Consider the following 14,046-nt stretch of genomic DNA (forward strand, 5'->3'; position numbering starts at 1 on the left):
GCGCCCCGGCGCGCGGGGAGACAGGCGCTCCGCCGTCGGACACCATGGGACGTCACGGGCACCGTCGCCCGCGCACGCGCCGCGTGGTTTCGACACGGCCGTGGGCGGCCAAGTATCTTGATATCAAACCATCTCGTCGTCGTCAGGAGCACCTGCGCATGAACACCGAGTCCCGGCCGGCGGCCGGCACCATCATCTACACCTTCACCGACGAGGCGCCCCTGCTGGCCACCTACTCGTTCCTGCCGATCGTGCAGGCGTACGCCGCCAAGGCCGGCGTCGCGGTCGAGACCCGCGACATCTCCCTGGCCGGGCGCATCCTCGCCCAGTTCCCCGAGACGCTCGGCGAGGACCAGCGGGTCGAGGACGCCCTGGCCGAGCTGGGCCAGATGGCCACCACGCCCGAGGCGAACATCATCAAGCTGCCGAACATCTCGGCCTCCGTCCCCCAGCTCAAGGCCGCCATCGCCGAGCTGCAGGCCGCCGGCTACGCCATCCCGGACTACCCCGAGGAGCCGACCACCGACGCCGAGCGCACGGCCCGCGCCGCGTACGACAAGGTCAAGGGCTCGGCCGTGAACCCGGTGCTGCGCGAGGGCAACTCCGACCGCCGCGCACCCTCGGCCGTCAAGAACTACGCCAAGGCGCACCCGCACCGCATGGGCGAGTGGAGCGCGGACTCGAAGACCGAGGTCGCCACGATGGGCGCCCACGACTTCCGCTCCAACGAGCAGTCCGTCGTCATCCCCGAGGCCGACTCCCTGACCATCCGTCTGCGCACCGCCGACGGCACCCAGGTCCTCAAGGACGGCCTCGCGGTCGAGGCCGGCGAGGTCGTGGACTCGACGTTCCTGTCCGTCGAGGCGCTGCACGCCTTCCTCGCCGAGCAGATCCAGCGCGCCAAGGACACCGGCGTGCTCTTCTCGGCGCACCTCAAGGCCACGATGATGAAGGTCTCGGACCCGATCATCTTCGGCCACATCGTCGAGGCGTTCCTGCCCGAGGTGTTCGAGCAGTACGGCGCCGAGCTCAAGGCCGCGGGCCTGTCCTCGCGCGACGGCCTCGGCGGCATCCTCACCGGCCTGGACTCCCTGGAGCACGGCGCCGACGTCAAGGCCGCCATCGAGAAGGGGCTCGCCGACGGGCCCGCGCTGGCCATGGTCGACTCCGACCGCGGCATCTCCAACCTGCACGTGCCCTCCGACGTCATCATCGACGCCTCCATGCCGGCCATGATCCGCATCGGCGGCCACATGTGGGGCCCCGACGGCGCCGAGCACGACACGCTCGCCGTCATCCCCGACTCCTCCTACGCCGGCGTCTACCAGGCCGTCATCGACGACTGCAAGGCCAAGGGGGCGCTGGACCCCGCCACCATGGGTTCCGTGCCGAACGTCGGCCTCATGGCGAAGAAGGCCGAGGAGTACGGCTCGCACGACAAGACGTTCGAGATCCCCGCCGACGGCACCGTCGAGATCGTGAACAGCGCCGGCGAGGTACTGACGTCGCACGACGTCGCGGCCGGGGACATCTGGCGTGCGTGCCAGACCAAGGACGCCCCGATCCGCGACTGGGTGGGGCTGGCGGTGCGCCGCGCCCGCGAGTCCGGCGTCCCGGCCGTGTTCTGGCTGGACGAGACCCGGGCGCACGACACCAACCTCATCGCCAAGCTCGAGCAGTACCTGCCGGAGCACGACACCGACGGCCTCGAGATCCTCGTGATGAACCCGGCCGAGGCCACGCGGTACTCGCTGGACCGCATGCGCGAGGGCCTGGACACGATCTCCGTGACCGGCAACGTGCTGCGCGACTACAACACGGACCTCTTCCCGATCCTCGAGGTCGGCACCTCGGCGAAGATGCTCTCGATCGTGCCGCTGATGAACGGTGGCGGCCTGTTCGAGACCGGCGCCGGCGGCTCGGCCCCCAAGCACGTCCAGCAGCTCCTGGCCGAGAACTACCTGCGCTGGGACTCCCTGGGCGAGTTCTTCGCGCTGGCCGCCTCGTTCGAGCACCTGGCCAAGGTCGACGACAACGCCCGCGCCCGCGTGCTGGCCGACACCCTGGACCGCGCCACCGAGACGTTCCTCAACGAGGACAAGGGCCCGACGCGCCGCATCGGCGGGATCGACAACCGCGGCTCGCACTTCTACCTCGGCCTGTACTGGGCCCAGGAGCTGGCGAAGCAGACGGAGGACGCCGAGCTGGCCGAGGTCTTCGGGCCGCTCGCCGAGCGGCTCACCGCGGCCGAGGCCACGATCGTCGACGAGATGCTGGCGGTCCAGGGCAACCCGGCCGACGTCGGCGGCTACTACTGGCCGGACGGCGACAAGGCCGCGAAGGTCATGCGCCCGTCGAAGACGCTCAACGAGGCCATCGACACGTTCTGATCGCCCCGCGAGCACGGCAGGCCCCCGAGGTAGGCAGCACCCCGCCGAGGTAGGCATCACCCCGGCGAGATAGGCAACACCCCGGCGAGGTAGGCAACATCCTGCCGAGGCAGGCGACGCCCTGGTGCGGTGGAGCGGTTCCGCTCCTCCGCGCCGGGGCGTCACTCGTCTCCACGCGGGTTTGCCTACCTCGGCCGAATGTTGCCTACCTCGGGGAGAACCCGCCTACCTCGGGGAGAAGTTGCCTACCTCGGCAGAAATTTGCCTACCTCGCGGGTCACCAGGACCAGCCGCGGGAGCTGAGCTCCAGCTCCTCGCGCAGCCGCTCGTCCTCGGTGAGCCGCTCGTGGGGTCGCAGCGGCACGTCGACGACGGCGAGGCCCGCGATCCGGCAGGCGTCGCGCAGCATGGCGTCGTAGGCGTCCTGGACGGCCCGGTAGTGGTGGGCCCGTGCGTAGAGACCGGGGTCCTCGCTGACGGTCCGCAACTCGGCGGCGAGCTCGCCGAGCCGCACCTGGATCGTCAGCGTGACCATCGGGTCGGGACCCGACCGGCGACGACGACGTCGCAGCACGCCGTCGCGGTGGGCGTCCGAGCCCAGCCACGACCGCACGGCGAGTCCGGCGACCAGCACGCCGGTCGCCACCAGGGCCATCGCGAGCCACGTCATCGTGCGCCTCCAGGGCACCCATTCTAGTGACCTGGATCACGCCCGGGCGACCGCTCCGACGCCGACCGGCGCGGAGCACGGTGCGGCCCGCCCCGCTGGCGAGACCTCGTCCACAGGCCTATTCTGGAACTGTTCCAGGAAAGCGCCCCGGCGATCGCCGGCGGCCACCGCGACCGGGAGACCCCCGAGAGAGCGAGGAGCACCATGACCACGCCCGCCATCCATCGCACCACGGACCGCGCCGAGGCCTCCGAGACCCTGACCAAGCACCTGCAGCGCGTGCTCGTGGCCCTCGTCGACCTGCACGTCCAGGGCAAGCAGGCGCACTGGAACGTCACGGGACGCGGCTTCCGCGACCTGCACCTGCAGCTCGACGAGCTCGTCGACGTCGCCCGCGAGCACAGCGACACGGTCGCCGAGCGGCTGCGGGCCCTGCAGGCCGTGCCGGACGGGCGCACCGAGACGGTGGCCACGTCGACCGACCTCTCGCCCTACCCCGCCGGCCTGGTGTCGGTGACGGACACCGTCGACGCGGTCGTCGAGCGCGTCGCGCAGGTCGCCGAGGTCGTGCGCGAGGTGCACGACGACGTCGACGCCGCCGACCCGACGTCGGCCGACCTGCTGCACGAGATCATCCACGACCTGGAGAAGCAGGCCTGGATGATGTCCTCGGAGAACCACGAGGTCTGACTCCCCCGCACCGTCCGCTGCCCCGTTGTGGGCATGAAAAATGCAGGTCCCCGATTCGGGGACCTGCATTTTTCATGCCCACAACGGAGGTGGGCGACACCGAGCGGTGGGCGGCGCGGGTCAGCCGAAGAGGCGCGGGAGCGCCCCCTCGTGGGCCTCGCGGGCCTCGTCCAGCGCGATCGCGAAGGAGTCCTCGCCGAACGTGACGGCGACGCCGTCACCCCCGGTGCGGCCGAGACGGAGCACCGGCACGCCGGCCTCCTCGGCCAGGGCGAGCACCTCGGCCTCGCGATCCGGGGCGACCGCGACGAGCGCCCGGGCGGTGGACTCGCTGAACAGTGCCTCGAAGGGCGTCACGCCGTCCCGCGCACCGAGCTCGTCGAGCGAGACCGAGACGCCCACGCCGTAGCGCAGCGACGCCTCGAGCAGGGACTGGACCAGACCGCCCTCGGACAGGTCGTGGGCCGCGGCCGCGGCGCCGGTGCGCCGGGCGGCCACCAGGACCTCGGCGAGGGAACGCTCGGCGGCCAGGTCCACCCGCGGCGGCAGGCCGCCGAGGTGCTGGTGCTCCACCTCGGCCCACGCGGAGCCGTCCAGCTCGTCCGCGGTGGCGCCGAGCAGCAGCACCGACTGGCCGACCTCCCGCCATCCCGAAGGCAGCGCCGAGCGCACGTCGTCCAGGACACCGAGCACACCGACGACGGGGGTCGGGTGGATCGCGGAGTCGATCTGGCCGGGCTCACCGGTGCCGTTGTACAGCGACACGTTGCCGCCGGTCACGGGCACGCCCAGCTCCTGGCAGGCGTCGGCCAGCCCCTCGATCGCCTCGACGAGCTGCCACATGGAGTCCGGGTGCTCCGGGGAGCCGAAGTTCAGGCAGTCGGTGACCGCGAGCGGCGTCGCGCCCGTGGTCGCGACGTTGCGGTACGCCTCGGCCAGGGCGAGCTGCGCACCGGTGCGCGGGTCGAGCTTGCCGTACCGGCCGTTGGCGTCCGTGGCCAGGGCGACCCCCAGCCCGGTGCCCTCGTCCACGCGGACGACACCGCCGTCGTCGGGCTGGGCGAGCGCGGTGTTGCCCTGCACGAACCGGTCGTACTGGTCCGTCACCCACGCCGGCGAGGCGAGGTTCGGCGAGGCCAGGAGCCGCAGCGCCGAGGCGCGCAGCTCGGTCCCCGTCGACGGCCGCTCCAGGCCGAGACCGGCGACGGAGGCCGCCTGCAGGTCGTCCTGCCAGGCCGGCCGGGCGTAGGGGCGCTCGTAGACGGGGCCCTCGTGCGCGACGGTGGTCGGGTCGACGTCGACGATGCGCTGACCGTGGTGGTCGATCGTCAGCCGGCCGGAGTCGTTGACCTCGCCGATGACGGAGGTCTCCACGTCCCAGCGGTCGGTGATCGCGAGGAACTCCTCGAGCTTCTCCGGCCGCACGACGGCCATCATCCGCTCCTGCGACTCCGACATGAGGATCTCGCCGGCGTTCAGCGTGGGGTCGCGCAGCAGCACGTCGTCCAGGTCGACGTGCATGCCGCCGTCACCGTTGGACGCGAGCTCGGAGGTGGCGCAGGAGATACCCGCGGCACCGAGGTCCTGGATGCCCTCGACGACGTGCGCCGCGTACAGGTCGAGGCAGCACTCGATGAGCACCTTCTCCATGAAGGGGTCGCCGACCTGGACGCTGGGCCGCTTGGCCGGGACACCGTCCTCGAACGTCTCCGAGGCCAGGATGGAGGCCCCGCCGATGCCGTCGCCGCCGGTGCGCGCACCGAAGAGGATCACCTTGTTGCCCGCGCCGGAGGCGTTGGCCAGGTGGATGTCCTCGTGCCGCAGCACCCCGAGGCACAGGGCGTTGACCAGCGGGTTGCCCTGGTAGGACGAGTCGAAGACGAGCTCGCCGCCGATGTTCGGCAGGCCGAGGGAGTTGCCGTAGCCGCCGACGCCGGAGACGACGCCGTGCACGACGCGCGCCGTGTCGGGGTGGTCGACCGCGCCGAACCGGAGCTGGTCCATCACCGCGACCGGGCGGGCGCCCATCGAGATGATGTCGCGGACGATGCCGCCCACGCCCGTGGCCGCGCCCTGGTAGGGCTCGACGAACGAGGGGTGGTTGTGCGACTCGACCTTGAAGGTCACGGCCCAGCCGTCGCCGATGTCGACGACGCCCGCGTTCTCGCCGATGCCGACGAGCAGGTGCTGCTTCATCTCCTCGGTGACGCGGTCGCCGAACTTCTTCAGGTGCACCTTGGACGACTTGTACGAGCAGTGCTCGGACCACATCACCGAGTACATGGCCAGCTCCGCGGCCGTCGGGCGGCGCCCGAGGATGTCGCGGATGCGCTGGTACTCGTCGGGCTTGAGGCCGAGCTCGCCGAACGGCAAGGACTCGTCGGGGGTGGCGGCAGCGTTGTCGACGGTGTCGAGCGTCGGACGGGGGGCGGCAGCCTGGGCAGCGGCGGTCATCAACTTCCCTCGGGTCGCACGGGATGCTCGGGCCGAGCGTCCGCCAGTCTACCGGCGCACCGGCGGCCCTCCGGCCCCGTCCTCGTCGAGCGAGCGGGCCTCGCCGGTCGCCACGGCGGCGGCGCTGCCGTCCGGCTCGTCGACCTGCGCCGCGAGCCCGAGGAGGAAGTCGCGGACCGCGCCGCGACAGTGCTCCGGCACGCGCCGGGCGACCTCGAACATCTCGTGGTGCACCCGCGTGAGCCGGTCGCGGACCTCGCGGTGCGCCTCGTCGGTGGCCTCGACCACCACGGACCGACGGTCGTGCGGGTGCGGCCGCCGGTGCAGTCGTCCCGTCGCCTCGAGCCGGTCGAGCAGCTTGGTCGTGGACGCCGTGGAGATCTCGAGGTAGTCGGTCAGGTCGCGGGGGGTGACCGGCTCGCCCCGCAGCCGGGCCGCGATGACGTAGCGCAGGGCGCGCAGGTCGGTGACGTTCATGTCCATCTCGCGGCTGGCCCGCTGGCGCATCACCTCGTCGGAGCGGCGGAAGACCCGGACGGCCTCCAGGAGCTCGCGCGCCGCGTCGTCGTCGCCGCCGTACCAGTACGTGGAGGAGCTGGGCTCGGGTGGGCGGGTCACGCGTTCCACTCTACCTAGTTCGGAAAGAAAGATTCTTGCTAGGCTAGTTTTATGCCAGGCCATGAGATGACCGAGCACCGGGCGGACGTCGCCGAGGACGCCGACGACGCCACCACCTCCCCACCGCCTGCCCCGGTGGACTCCGCCTACGACGACGTCGCCTACCGCAGCGCGGGCGTGGTCATCGAGCGCTACTCCACCTCCTTCGGCTGGGCCTGCCGGCTCCTGGGTCCGGACGTGCGCGAGCACGTGCGCGCCGTGTACGCCCTGGTACGGGTCGCGGACGAGATCGTCGACGACATGGCCGCCCCGCTGACCGTCGACGAGCGGGCCGCCCTGCTCGACGACCTGGAGCGCGAGGTCGACGCCGCCGTGCGTCGCGGGCGCAGCACGAACCTGGTGGTGCACGCCTTCGCGGTCACCGCGCGGCGCTACGGGATCGGCGCGGACCTGACCGCCCCCTTCTTCGCCTCGATGCGCACCGACCTCACCGTGACCGAGCACGACCCGGACAGCTTCGCGCGGTACGTGCACGGCTCGGCGGAGGTGGTGGGGCTGATGTGCCTGCGCGTCTTCACCGGGGGCGACGACGCCGCCTACGCGCGCCTGGCCCCCGGCGCCGCCCGGCTCGGCGCGGCGTTCCAGAAGGTGAACTTCCTGCGCGACCTCGCCGACGACCTCGACGACCGGGGGCGGGCGTACTTCCCCGGCTACGACGACGACTTCGACGACGCGGTCCGCGACCGGCTGCTCGACGACATCGACGCCGACCTCGCCACGGCGTCGGCGGCGATCGCCGAGCTGCCGCGGTCCAGCCGGGTCGCCGTGCGCGTGGCCCACGACCTCTTCGCCGAGCTCTCCAGCCGCCTGCGGGCGACCCCCGCGGAGGAGCTGCGCACCCGTCGCGTCCGGGTCCCCGACGCCGTCAAGGGTCGTCTGGTGCTCGCCGCCATGGTCCGCGAGCGCCGGAAGGCGGCCGCCGCGTGAGGGTCGTCGTCGTCGGGGGCGGGATCGCCGGGCTCGCCACCGCCGGGCTGCTCGCCCGCGACGGGCACGTGGTCGAGCTGCTCGAGCAGCACGACACGCTCGGCGGCCGGGCCGGGTCGTGGGCCCGCGACGGGTTCCGGTTCGACACCGGGCCGTCCTGGTACCTGATGCCCGAGGTGTTCGACCACTGGTTCGAGCTCATGGGGTCCTCCACCGACGCCGAGCTCGACCTGCGGTCGCTGGAGCCCGCCTACCGGGTGTTCTTCGAGGGGCACGACGACCCCCTGGACGTGCGGCGCGACCGCGCGGCCAACGTCGCCGCGTTCGACGCCGTCGAGCCGGGTGCCGGCGCGCGGCTGGACCGTTACCTGGACGAGGCCCACGAGGCCTACGACATGGCGCTGGACCACTTCCTGTACACGACGTTCGAGTCGTGGCGCTCGCTGGGCGACCGCCGGGTCCTGGCCCGGGCGCACCGGCTGCTGCCGCTGCTGACCCGGTCGCTGGAGTCGCACGTGGGTCGCCGCTTCGACGACGTGCGCCTGCGGCAGGTCCTCGGCTACCCGGCGGTGTTCCTGGGCTCGGCCCCGGACCGCACCCCGGCGCTGTACCACCTGATGAGCGCCCTGGACCTGGACGGCGGCGTCCGCTACCCGGCCGGCGGGTTCACCCGGCTGATCGAGGCGATCGCCGACCTGTCCCGCCGCGCCGGCGTGACCGTGCGCACCGGGGCCCGCGCGACGGCGATCACCACGGGCATCGGCGGCCGGCCCGACGCGGGCGAGGAGCAGCCGCCCGTGCCCGGCCCGCGTCGCCCCCGCGCCCACGTCACGGGGGTGCGCTGGCGCGACGGCGCCGGGCTGGAGCACCACAGCGCCGCGGACGTCGTCGTGACGGCCGCGGACCTGCACCACGTCGAGCACGAGCTGCTGCCCGCCCGGCTGCGCTCCCAGCCCGCCCGCCGGTGGGAGAAGGGTGACCCGGGACCGGGCGGCGTGCTGGTCATGCTCGGCGTGCGCGGCCGGATCCCCGAGCTGGAGCACCACTCGCTGTTCTTCACGGCGGACTGGCACGAGAACTTCGGCGCGATCGCGCAGGGTCGGGTCCCCGACCCGGCCTCGCTGTACGTGTGCACGCCCTCGCGCACCGACGACACGGTCTCCCCGGCCGGCGACGAGAACCTGTTCCTCCTCGTGCCCGTGCCCGCCGATCCGGCGATCGGACGCGGCGGCGAGGACGGCGCCGGCGATCCGCAGGTCGAGGCGATCGCTGACGCCGCGATCGACCGGATCGCCGACTGGGCCGGGATCCCGGACCTGCGGGACCGCATCGCGGTGCGCCGCACCGTCGGTCCCGGCGACTTCGCGGCGGACCTCGCCTCCTGGTCGGGCAGCATGCTCGGCCCGGCGCACACGCTGTCCCAGAGCGCCATGCTGCGACCGGGCAACCAGTCGCGCCGGGTGACGGGTCTGCTGCACGCCGGGGGGACGACGATCCCCGGCATCGGCCTGCCGATGTGCCTGATCAGCGCCGAGCTGGTGGTCAAGCGCCTCCGTGGCGACACCTCGGCCCGACCGCTGCCGGCGCCGCTGGAGGCGCTCCCGTCGACGGCCTGACGGTCGCGCCCGACGCCGCAGGCGGGGTCAGCGCGCCGGCGCGGCCGGGCTCTGCGCGAGCGGCGGGTCGAGGGCGGCCAGCGCGGCGGCGACGCCACCCATGACGAGCCCCACCCGGGTGTGCGGGGCGCGCACGCCGCGGGCGCGCATCGCCTCGGCCCGGCGGTAGAGCCACCGCTCCCCCGCCACGGTCAGCACGCCGGTGAGCACGAGCCCGGTGCCCAGGACGGCCACCGCGACCGACGGCGGGACCGCCGTGGCGTCGTCGGCCGGCACGTCCGTCGCCTCGTCGGGCACGCCGGCCGGTGCGTCGGCGTCGTGCCGGGACGCCGGGTCGTCCCGCTGCGCCGCCCGCAGGCCCGAGCGCGCCTGCCGGCCCTCGCGGGTCACGGCCACCCCGAGCGTGATCCCCGTCAGCAGCACGGCGGTCTTGACGAGGGCCCGCCGGCCGCGGCCGGGCACGACGTCGGGCACCGCGTACCAGGCGCACGTCGCCAGTCCGCTGACGGCGACGGCCCCGAGGTCGGGTCGGGTGCGGCGGCGGTCGGTCGGCATCGGTCCTCCGGGGGCGGCGGTGCGGTCGTGCTGGGAGAACGTCGGCCGACGCCGTGACGTTCCCGCCCGACCACCGCGCACGGGTCCTTGAACAAGCTGTGGCACAGGTGACCCACCGGCGTGAACCGGGTCACAGGTTGTTCACATCGTGGACGCCTTTTCCGTCGGCGCACACCATGTTTTGATGCGCTCGTGGAACACCTTCGACCTTTTGCCCCAGGAGCCTTCGAGTACGGCTTGGCGGCGTGGTCGTGGCTTGACCTGCCCGGCAAGAACCCGCGGTTCGCCACCGTGTTCGGCGACGTGCTGCTGGAGTCGCTCGAGGGCTGGTGGTTCCTCGACACCGTCGAGGGCACCCTCGAGCTGCGCTGGCCGACGGCGGTCGAGCTCTCCGCCGAGCTCGACTCCCCGGAGGGTCGCCAGGACCTCCTGCTGGAGGACCTCGTGATGGAGGCGGCGCAGCGCGGCGTCGTGCCCGAGGCCGACGAGGTCCTGACGTTCATGCCGCACCCCGCCCTCGGCGGGCGGCTGAGCGCCGAGTGCGCCGTGCCCGTGCGCCTCGAGCTGGCCCTGCGCATGTGCGGCGAGGTGCACCGACAGGTCCGCCGTCGGGCCGCCCCGGAGCCGTCGCCGCTGCTGCTCGGCCACAGCCTCGGCGCCCACGCCGACTGGGGGACGACCTTGAGCCGTCCCTGAGGTTCGCCCCAGTCGGTATCGACTTGTGACCCGATCCCTCCCCTCTAGCGGATGCGTCATCCGCCCCGATGACGTGTGCTGGAAGCAACACGGATGAGGCGGACCGTGGAGAAGGGTCGGAAACTGATGAAGAAGGTGCTCCTCACGGGCGGAGCCGTCGCCCTGGGCGACGGGCTGCTGCTCGGCACGACGATCGCGCTCGGCTGGACCGTGGCGGCGATCCTCCTCGTGGGTGTCGGCGTCGCCGGCGCCACGATGGTCGCGGTGGCGACCCCGGCGCCGCGGGCTCCTGCCCGCGCGGCGACCGTCACCCTCGGCCTCCCGCTGCGCGAAACCGCCGCGGAGAGCGCCGACGAACCCGTACCGACGATCGAGCAGGACGACGGGACGGCCGAGCCGCACGTCGGCGACGCGGCCCCGGTCGCGGCCTGAGCCCGCACGACGGCGCCCCCGGTCACCTGGTGACCGGGGGCGCCGTCGCGTGCGGGGGACCTCAGCGCGAGGACTTGCGCAATGCCTTCTCGCTGACGGGGGCCTCGCCGCTCGCCCGCAGCGCGGCGTAGTAGGCACGGGCCTCCGCCTGGCGCTCCGCCTCGGCGCCCGAGGAGATCGCGGCCCGCAGGTGCTCCTGGCCGTAGCCGAACCCGTCGACCAGGTCGACCGCGTGCGGACGCAGCCGCCGCAGCAGGCGGTCGACGTACCCGGTCACGGTGCGCGCCCGCTGGTCCGACAGCCGCCCGTTGAGCAGGTACCAGGTCAGGTGGCGCTCGATGACGGTCAGACCGTAGACGTCACGCACCCAGGTCATGATCCGGCGGGTGCCCGGGTCCTCGAACGTCGGCAGCGCCGCGGTGAAGGCCTCCCAGCGCAGCAGGTCGGCGTGCGCCTTCGCCGCCTCGACGAGCGCCGTCTGGTTCTCGTCGACGATCCGGGCCGCCTCGGCGGGCTCCGCCTTCTGGGCGGGCCGCAGCGCCATGGCCACGTCCTCGACCATCGTGGCCACGCGGTCCGCGAGCAGCTCGCGCTGGGTCTCCGGGTCGCGCAGGTGCCCGGCGGCCCGGCGCGGGTCGCCGACGTCGGCGATGGCCTGGGAGACACGCCGCAGCCCGGTACGGTCCAGGGCCGCGCTGGTGGCCCGCTCGACGACGAACCGTGCCATGCCGGCGGGGGTCTTCGTCGCGCCCTTGACCTCGCGGCCGTAGTCGGCCACCAGCCGACGGGCGACGAGCTGCTGCAGCACGGTGTTGTCGCCCTCGAAGGTCGCGTAGACGTCGAGGTCCGCGTGCAACGACGTGATGCGGTTCTCGGTGAGGAACCCGGCGCCGCCGCAGGCCTCGCGGCACTCCTGGAGCGTGTCGAGCGCGAACCGCGTGGAGGTGGACTTCAGGGCGGCCGCCGTCGTCTCGAGGTCCTCGCGCCGCTCCGGGGTGTCGTGCTCGCCGGAGAAGACGTCGTCGAACAGGTCCAGCAGCCGCTCGTTGGCGAAGTGGCCCGCGTACGCCTCGGCGATCGCCGGGAAGAGCCGACGCCGGTGCGTCGCGTAGTCCAGCAGCACGGTCTCCTCGGTGCCCCCGCCGGCGAACTGGCGCCGCTCGGCGGCGTACCGCACGGCGATGGCCAGGCCGATCTTGGCGGCGTTCACCGCCGAGCCGTCCAGCGAGACACGACCCTGGACCAGCGAGCCCAGCATGGTGAAGAAGCGGCGGCCCGGGCTCTCGATCGGCGAGCTGTAGGTGCCGTCGGCGGCGACCGTGCCGTAGCGGGCGAGCAGGTCCGTCCGCGGCACCCGGACACCGGTGAAGTGCAGGCGGCCGTTGTCGATGCCGCGCAGCCCGCCCTTGAGGCCGTCGTCCTCGCCGCCGACACCGGGCAGGAACTCCATCGTCTCCGCGTCCCGGATCGGGACGTAGAAGCAGTGCACGCCGTGGTTGACGCCGTTCGTGATGAGCTGGGCGAACACCGTCGCCGCCGTGGCGTGCAGGGCGGCGTTGCCGAGGTAGTCCTTCCACGCCCCGCGGAACGGGGTGTCCAGGACGAACTCCTCGGTCTCCGGGTCGTACGTGGCCGTCGTGCCGATGGCGGCGACGTCCGAGCCGTGGCCGGTCTCGGTCATCGCGAAGGCCCCGGGCACGGACAGGTCCATCGCGGCCGGCAGCAGCCGGTCCTGCTGCTCGGGGGTGCCCAGGTGCAGGATGGCGGCGGAGAAGAGGCCCCACTGCACACCCGACTTGATCTGCAGGGACGGGTCGGCGGCCACGAGCTCGGAGAAGCAGGCCAGGTTCGCGCCGGGCTCGTCCAGGCCGCCCATCCGCTCGGGGAACGCGAGCCAGGACAGCTTCGTGCCGTCGCCCACCATCAGGCGCATCTGCTCCAGCACGCGCTCGCGGTGCTCGGCCGGGGTGAGGGACTCGTCCTTGTGGAACCGGGTGTCGCCGGCGCGCTCGCGGGCCGCACGGCGGTACTCGGGCCAGCGTCCCAGGAGCAGCTCGGACACCGACTCGACGTCGAGGCGCACGTCCTCGTCGCGAGGCGCCGAGGCGGCGCTGTCGCGGTCGGTGGTGGTGGCCGTGTGCGGTGCGGACGTCGTCGTCATGGTCACTCCTGCTTCTCGGTGGGGCGGGACGGCGCGGACCCGTCCGGTGCGTCGTGGTGGAGCACACCGACGGGACCGTTCCAGAGCCAGGTGGTCACCTGGTCGGTGAGGTCGTCGCGGGTCAGGCCCTCGGCGCGGGTGTGGCCGAGCCACCACTCCCCCGCGCCGCGGACGAAGCCGACGGCACCGGCGGCCCAGGCGGCCGCCGTCGTCGGCGGGACGTGGACGGCGCGGGCGAACGGCTCGGCGACCAGGGTGATGACCGAGTCCAGGTAGGCGCCGAGCGCCTCGACGCGGCTGGTGCCGTCGTCCGGCTCGTTGCCGCCGAGCGCCGTGCGGGTGACGAACCAGTAGACCGGGGGCGAGCTCTCGATGGTCTGCAGGTACGTGCGGACCATGGCGCGCAGGGCGGAGTGCGGCGTCGGCGCCTCCTCGGCGGCCTCCGCCAGCCGGCGGTGCATGCCGCGGACCACGGACTCGGCCACGGCCAGACGCAGTCCGGCCTTGTCGTCGAAGTAGCGGTAGTAGATCGACTTCGACGTCCCGGCCATGGCGGCGATCTCGTCCATGGACGCCCCCGGGCCGATCTCGTGGATCGCCCGCCGGGCGTCGCGCACGAGCGAGGCACGCCGCTGGGCACGGTGGTCGTCCCACCGGGTCGAGCGTCCGTCGGGCCGCGTGCGGGCGGCCCGGTTCGTCCCGTGTGCTGCGACCGTCATCGGTCACCCCCTGTGACTCGTCTCACGAGACTGAGAGTATCAGGTACTGTGAGTACTA

At 73.1% G+C, this 14,046-nt stretch carries 12 protein-coding genes; 6 read left to right on the forward strand and 6 right to left on the reverse strand.

From position 1 onward, the window contains the following. The first annotated feature begins 158 nt into the window (after nucleotides 1–158). Nucleotides 159–2,390, forward strand: a complete 2,232-nt coding sequence (locus V5O49_RS13950) for an NADP-dependent isocitrate dehydrogenase (protein ID WP_332902962.1) — start codon at nucleotides 159–161, stop codon at nucleotides 2,388–2,390. Between the two features lie 277 nt (nucleotides 2,391–2,667). On the opposite strand, the gene V5O49_RS13955 is transcribed toward V5O49_RS13950, so the two are convergent. Then, complete coding sequence (locus tag V5O49_RS13955; RefSeq protein ID WP_332902724.1) at nucleotides 2,668–3,060, reverse strand: hypothetical protein; 393 nt, start codon at nucleotides 3,058–3,060, stop codon at nucleotides 2,668–2,670. Between the two features lie 204 nt (nucleotides 3,061–3,264). Here V5O49_RS13955 and dps point away from each other — a divergent pair, with 204 nt between their 5' ends. Then, on the forward strand, nucleotides 3,265–3,750 hold the full coding sequence (gene dps / locus V5O49_RS13960; RefSeq protein ID WP_332902725.1) for a DNA starvation/stationary phase protection protein Dps: 486 nt from the start codon (nucleotides 3,265–3,267) through the stop codon (nucleotides 3,748–3,750). A gap of 120 nt (nucleotides 3,751–3,870) precedes the next feature. On the opposite strand, the gene purL is transcribed toward dps, so the two are convergent. Together purL and V5O49_RS13970 are read right to left on the reverse strand one after the other, a co-directional pair. After that, nucleotides 3,871–6,204: a phosphoribosylformylglycinamidine synthase subunit PurL gene (gene purL, locus V5O49_RS13965; protein ID WP_332902726.1), complete on the reverse strand. Its 2,334-nt coding sequence runs from the start codon at nucleotides 6,202–6,204 to the stop codon at nucleotides 3,871–3,873. Between the two features lie 48 nt (nucleotides 6,205–6,252). Further along, nucleotides 6,253–6,822, reverse strand: a complete 570-nt coding sequence (locus V5O49_RS13970) for a MarR family winged helix-turn-helix transcriptional regulator (protein WP_332902727.1) — start codon at nucleotides 6,820–6,822, stop codon at nucleotides 6,253–6,255. Between the two features lie 51 nt (nucleotides 6,823–6,873). On the opposite strand from V5O49_RS13970, the gene V5O49_RS13975 reads away from it, so the two are divergent. Both V5O49_RS13975 and crtI read left to right on the forward strand, forming a co-directional pair. After that, the gene (locus V5O49_RS13975; protein ID WP_332902728.1) at nucleotides 6,874–7,809 is read left to right on the forward strand and encodes a phytoene/squalene synthase family protein; all 936 of its coding nucleotides are present in this window, start codon (nucleotides 6,874–6,876) and stop codon (nucleotides 7,807–7,809) included. Beyond that, nucleotides 7,806–9,425 (forward strand): phytoene desaturase family protein, encoded by a 1,620-nt coding sequence (gene crtI, locus V5O49_RS13980; protein WP_332902729.1) that lies wholly within the window; start codon nucleotides 7,806–7,808, stop codon nucleotides 9,423–9,425. The genes V5O49_RS13975 and crtI overlap by 4 nt, the downstream gene beginning before the upstream one ends. Before the next feature lie 27 nt (nucleotides 9,426–9,452). On the opposite strand, the gene V5O49_RS13985 is transcribed toward crtI, so the two are convergent. Further along, the gene (locus V5O49_RS13985; protein ID WP_332902730.1) at nucleotides 9,453–9,980 is read right to left on the reverse strand and encodes a hypothetical protein; all 528 of its coding nucleotides are present in this window, start codon (nucleotides 9,978–9,980) and stop codon (nucleotides 9,453–9,455) included. A gap of 192 nt (nucleotides 9,981–10,172) precedes the next feature. On the opposite strand from V5O49_RS13985, the gene V5O49_RS13990 reads away from it, so the two are divergent. Both V5O49_RS13990 and V5O49_RS13995 read left to right on the forward strand, forming a co-directional pair. Next, nucleotides 10,173–10,676: a T6SS immunity protein Tdi1 domain-containing protein gene (locus V5O49_RS13990; RefSeq protein WP_332902731.1), complete on the forward strand. Its 504-nt coding sequence runs from the start codon at nucleotides 10,173–10,175 to the stop codon at nucleotides 10,674–10,676. Nucleotides 10,677–10,769: 93 nt separating this feature from the next. Continuing rightward, nucleotides 10,770–11,108 (forward strand): hypothetical protein, encoded by a 339-nt coding sequence (locus tag V5O49_RS13995; protein WP_332902732.1) that lies wholly within the window; start codon nucleotides 10,770–10,772, stop codon nucleotides 11,106–11,108. A 61-nt stretch (nucleotides 11,109–11,169) separates the two neighbouring features. On the opposite strand, the gene V5O49_RS14000 is transcribed toward V5O49_RS13995, so the two are convergent. Further along, nucleotides 11,170–13,269: an acyl-CoA dehydrogenase family protein gene (locus tag V5O49_RS14000; RefSeq protein ID WP_332902733.1), complete on the reverse strand. Its 2,100-nt coding sequence runs from the start codon at nucleotides 13,267–13,269 to the stop codon at nucleotides 11,170–11,172. Nucleotides 13,270–13,271: 2 nt separating this feature from the next. Beyond that, nucleotides 13,272–13,988 carry a TetR/AcrR family transcriptional regulator gene (locus V5O49_RS14005; RefSeq protein ID WP_332902734.1) on the reverse strand — a complete coding sequence of 239 codons (717 nt, stop codon included), beginning with the start codon at nucleotides 13,986–13,988 and terminating at the stop codon, nucleotides 13,272–13,274. Nucleotides 13,989–14,046: the final 58 nt, after the last annotated feature.

The sequence above is a fragment of the Isoptericola haloaureus genome (assembly GCF_036689775.1).
In the GTDB taxonomy this organism is placed as follows: Bacteria; Actinomycetota; Actinomycetes; order Actinomycetales; family Cellulomonadaceae; genus Isoptericola; species Isoptericola haloaureus.

Bases quoted from the DNA above. Each gene is read 5' to 3' on its own strand.
- V5O49_RS13950 (WP_332902962.1), top strand. From the start codon at position 159: ATGAACACCGAGTCCCGGCCGGCGGCCGGCACCATCATCTACACCTTC.
- V5O49_RS13955 (WP_332902724.1), bottom strand. From the start codon at position 3,060: ATGACGTGGCTCGCGATGGCCCTGGTGGCGACCGGCGTGCTGGTCGCC.
- dps (WP_332902725.1), top strand. From the start codon at position 3,265: ATGACCACGCCCGCCATCCATCGCACCACGGACCGCGCCGAGGCCTCC.
- purL (WP_332902726.1), bottom strand. From the start codon at position 6,204: ATGACCGCCGCTGCCCAGGCTGCCGCCCCCCGTCCGACGCTCGACACC.
- V5O49_RS13975 (WP_332902728.1), top strand. From the start codon at position 6,874: ATGCCAGGCCATGAGATGACCGAGCACCGGGCGGACGTCGCCGAGGAC.
- V5O49_RS13985 (WP_332902730.1), bottom strand. From the start codon at position 9,980: ATGCCGACCGACCGCCGCCGCACCCGACCCGACCTCGGGGCCGTCGCC.
- V5O49_RS13995 (WP_332902732.1), top strand. From the start codon at position 10,770: ATGAGGCGGACCGTGGAGAAGGGTCGGAAACTGATGAAGAAGGTGCTC.
- V5O49_RS14000 (WP_332902733.1), bottom strand. From the start codon at position 13,269: ATGACGACGACGTCCGCACCGCACACGGCCACCACCACCGACCGCGAC.
- V5O49_RS14005 (WP_332902734.1), bottom strand. From the start codon at position 13,988: ATGACGGTCGCAGCACACGGGACGAACCGGGCCGCCCGCACGCGGCCC.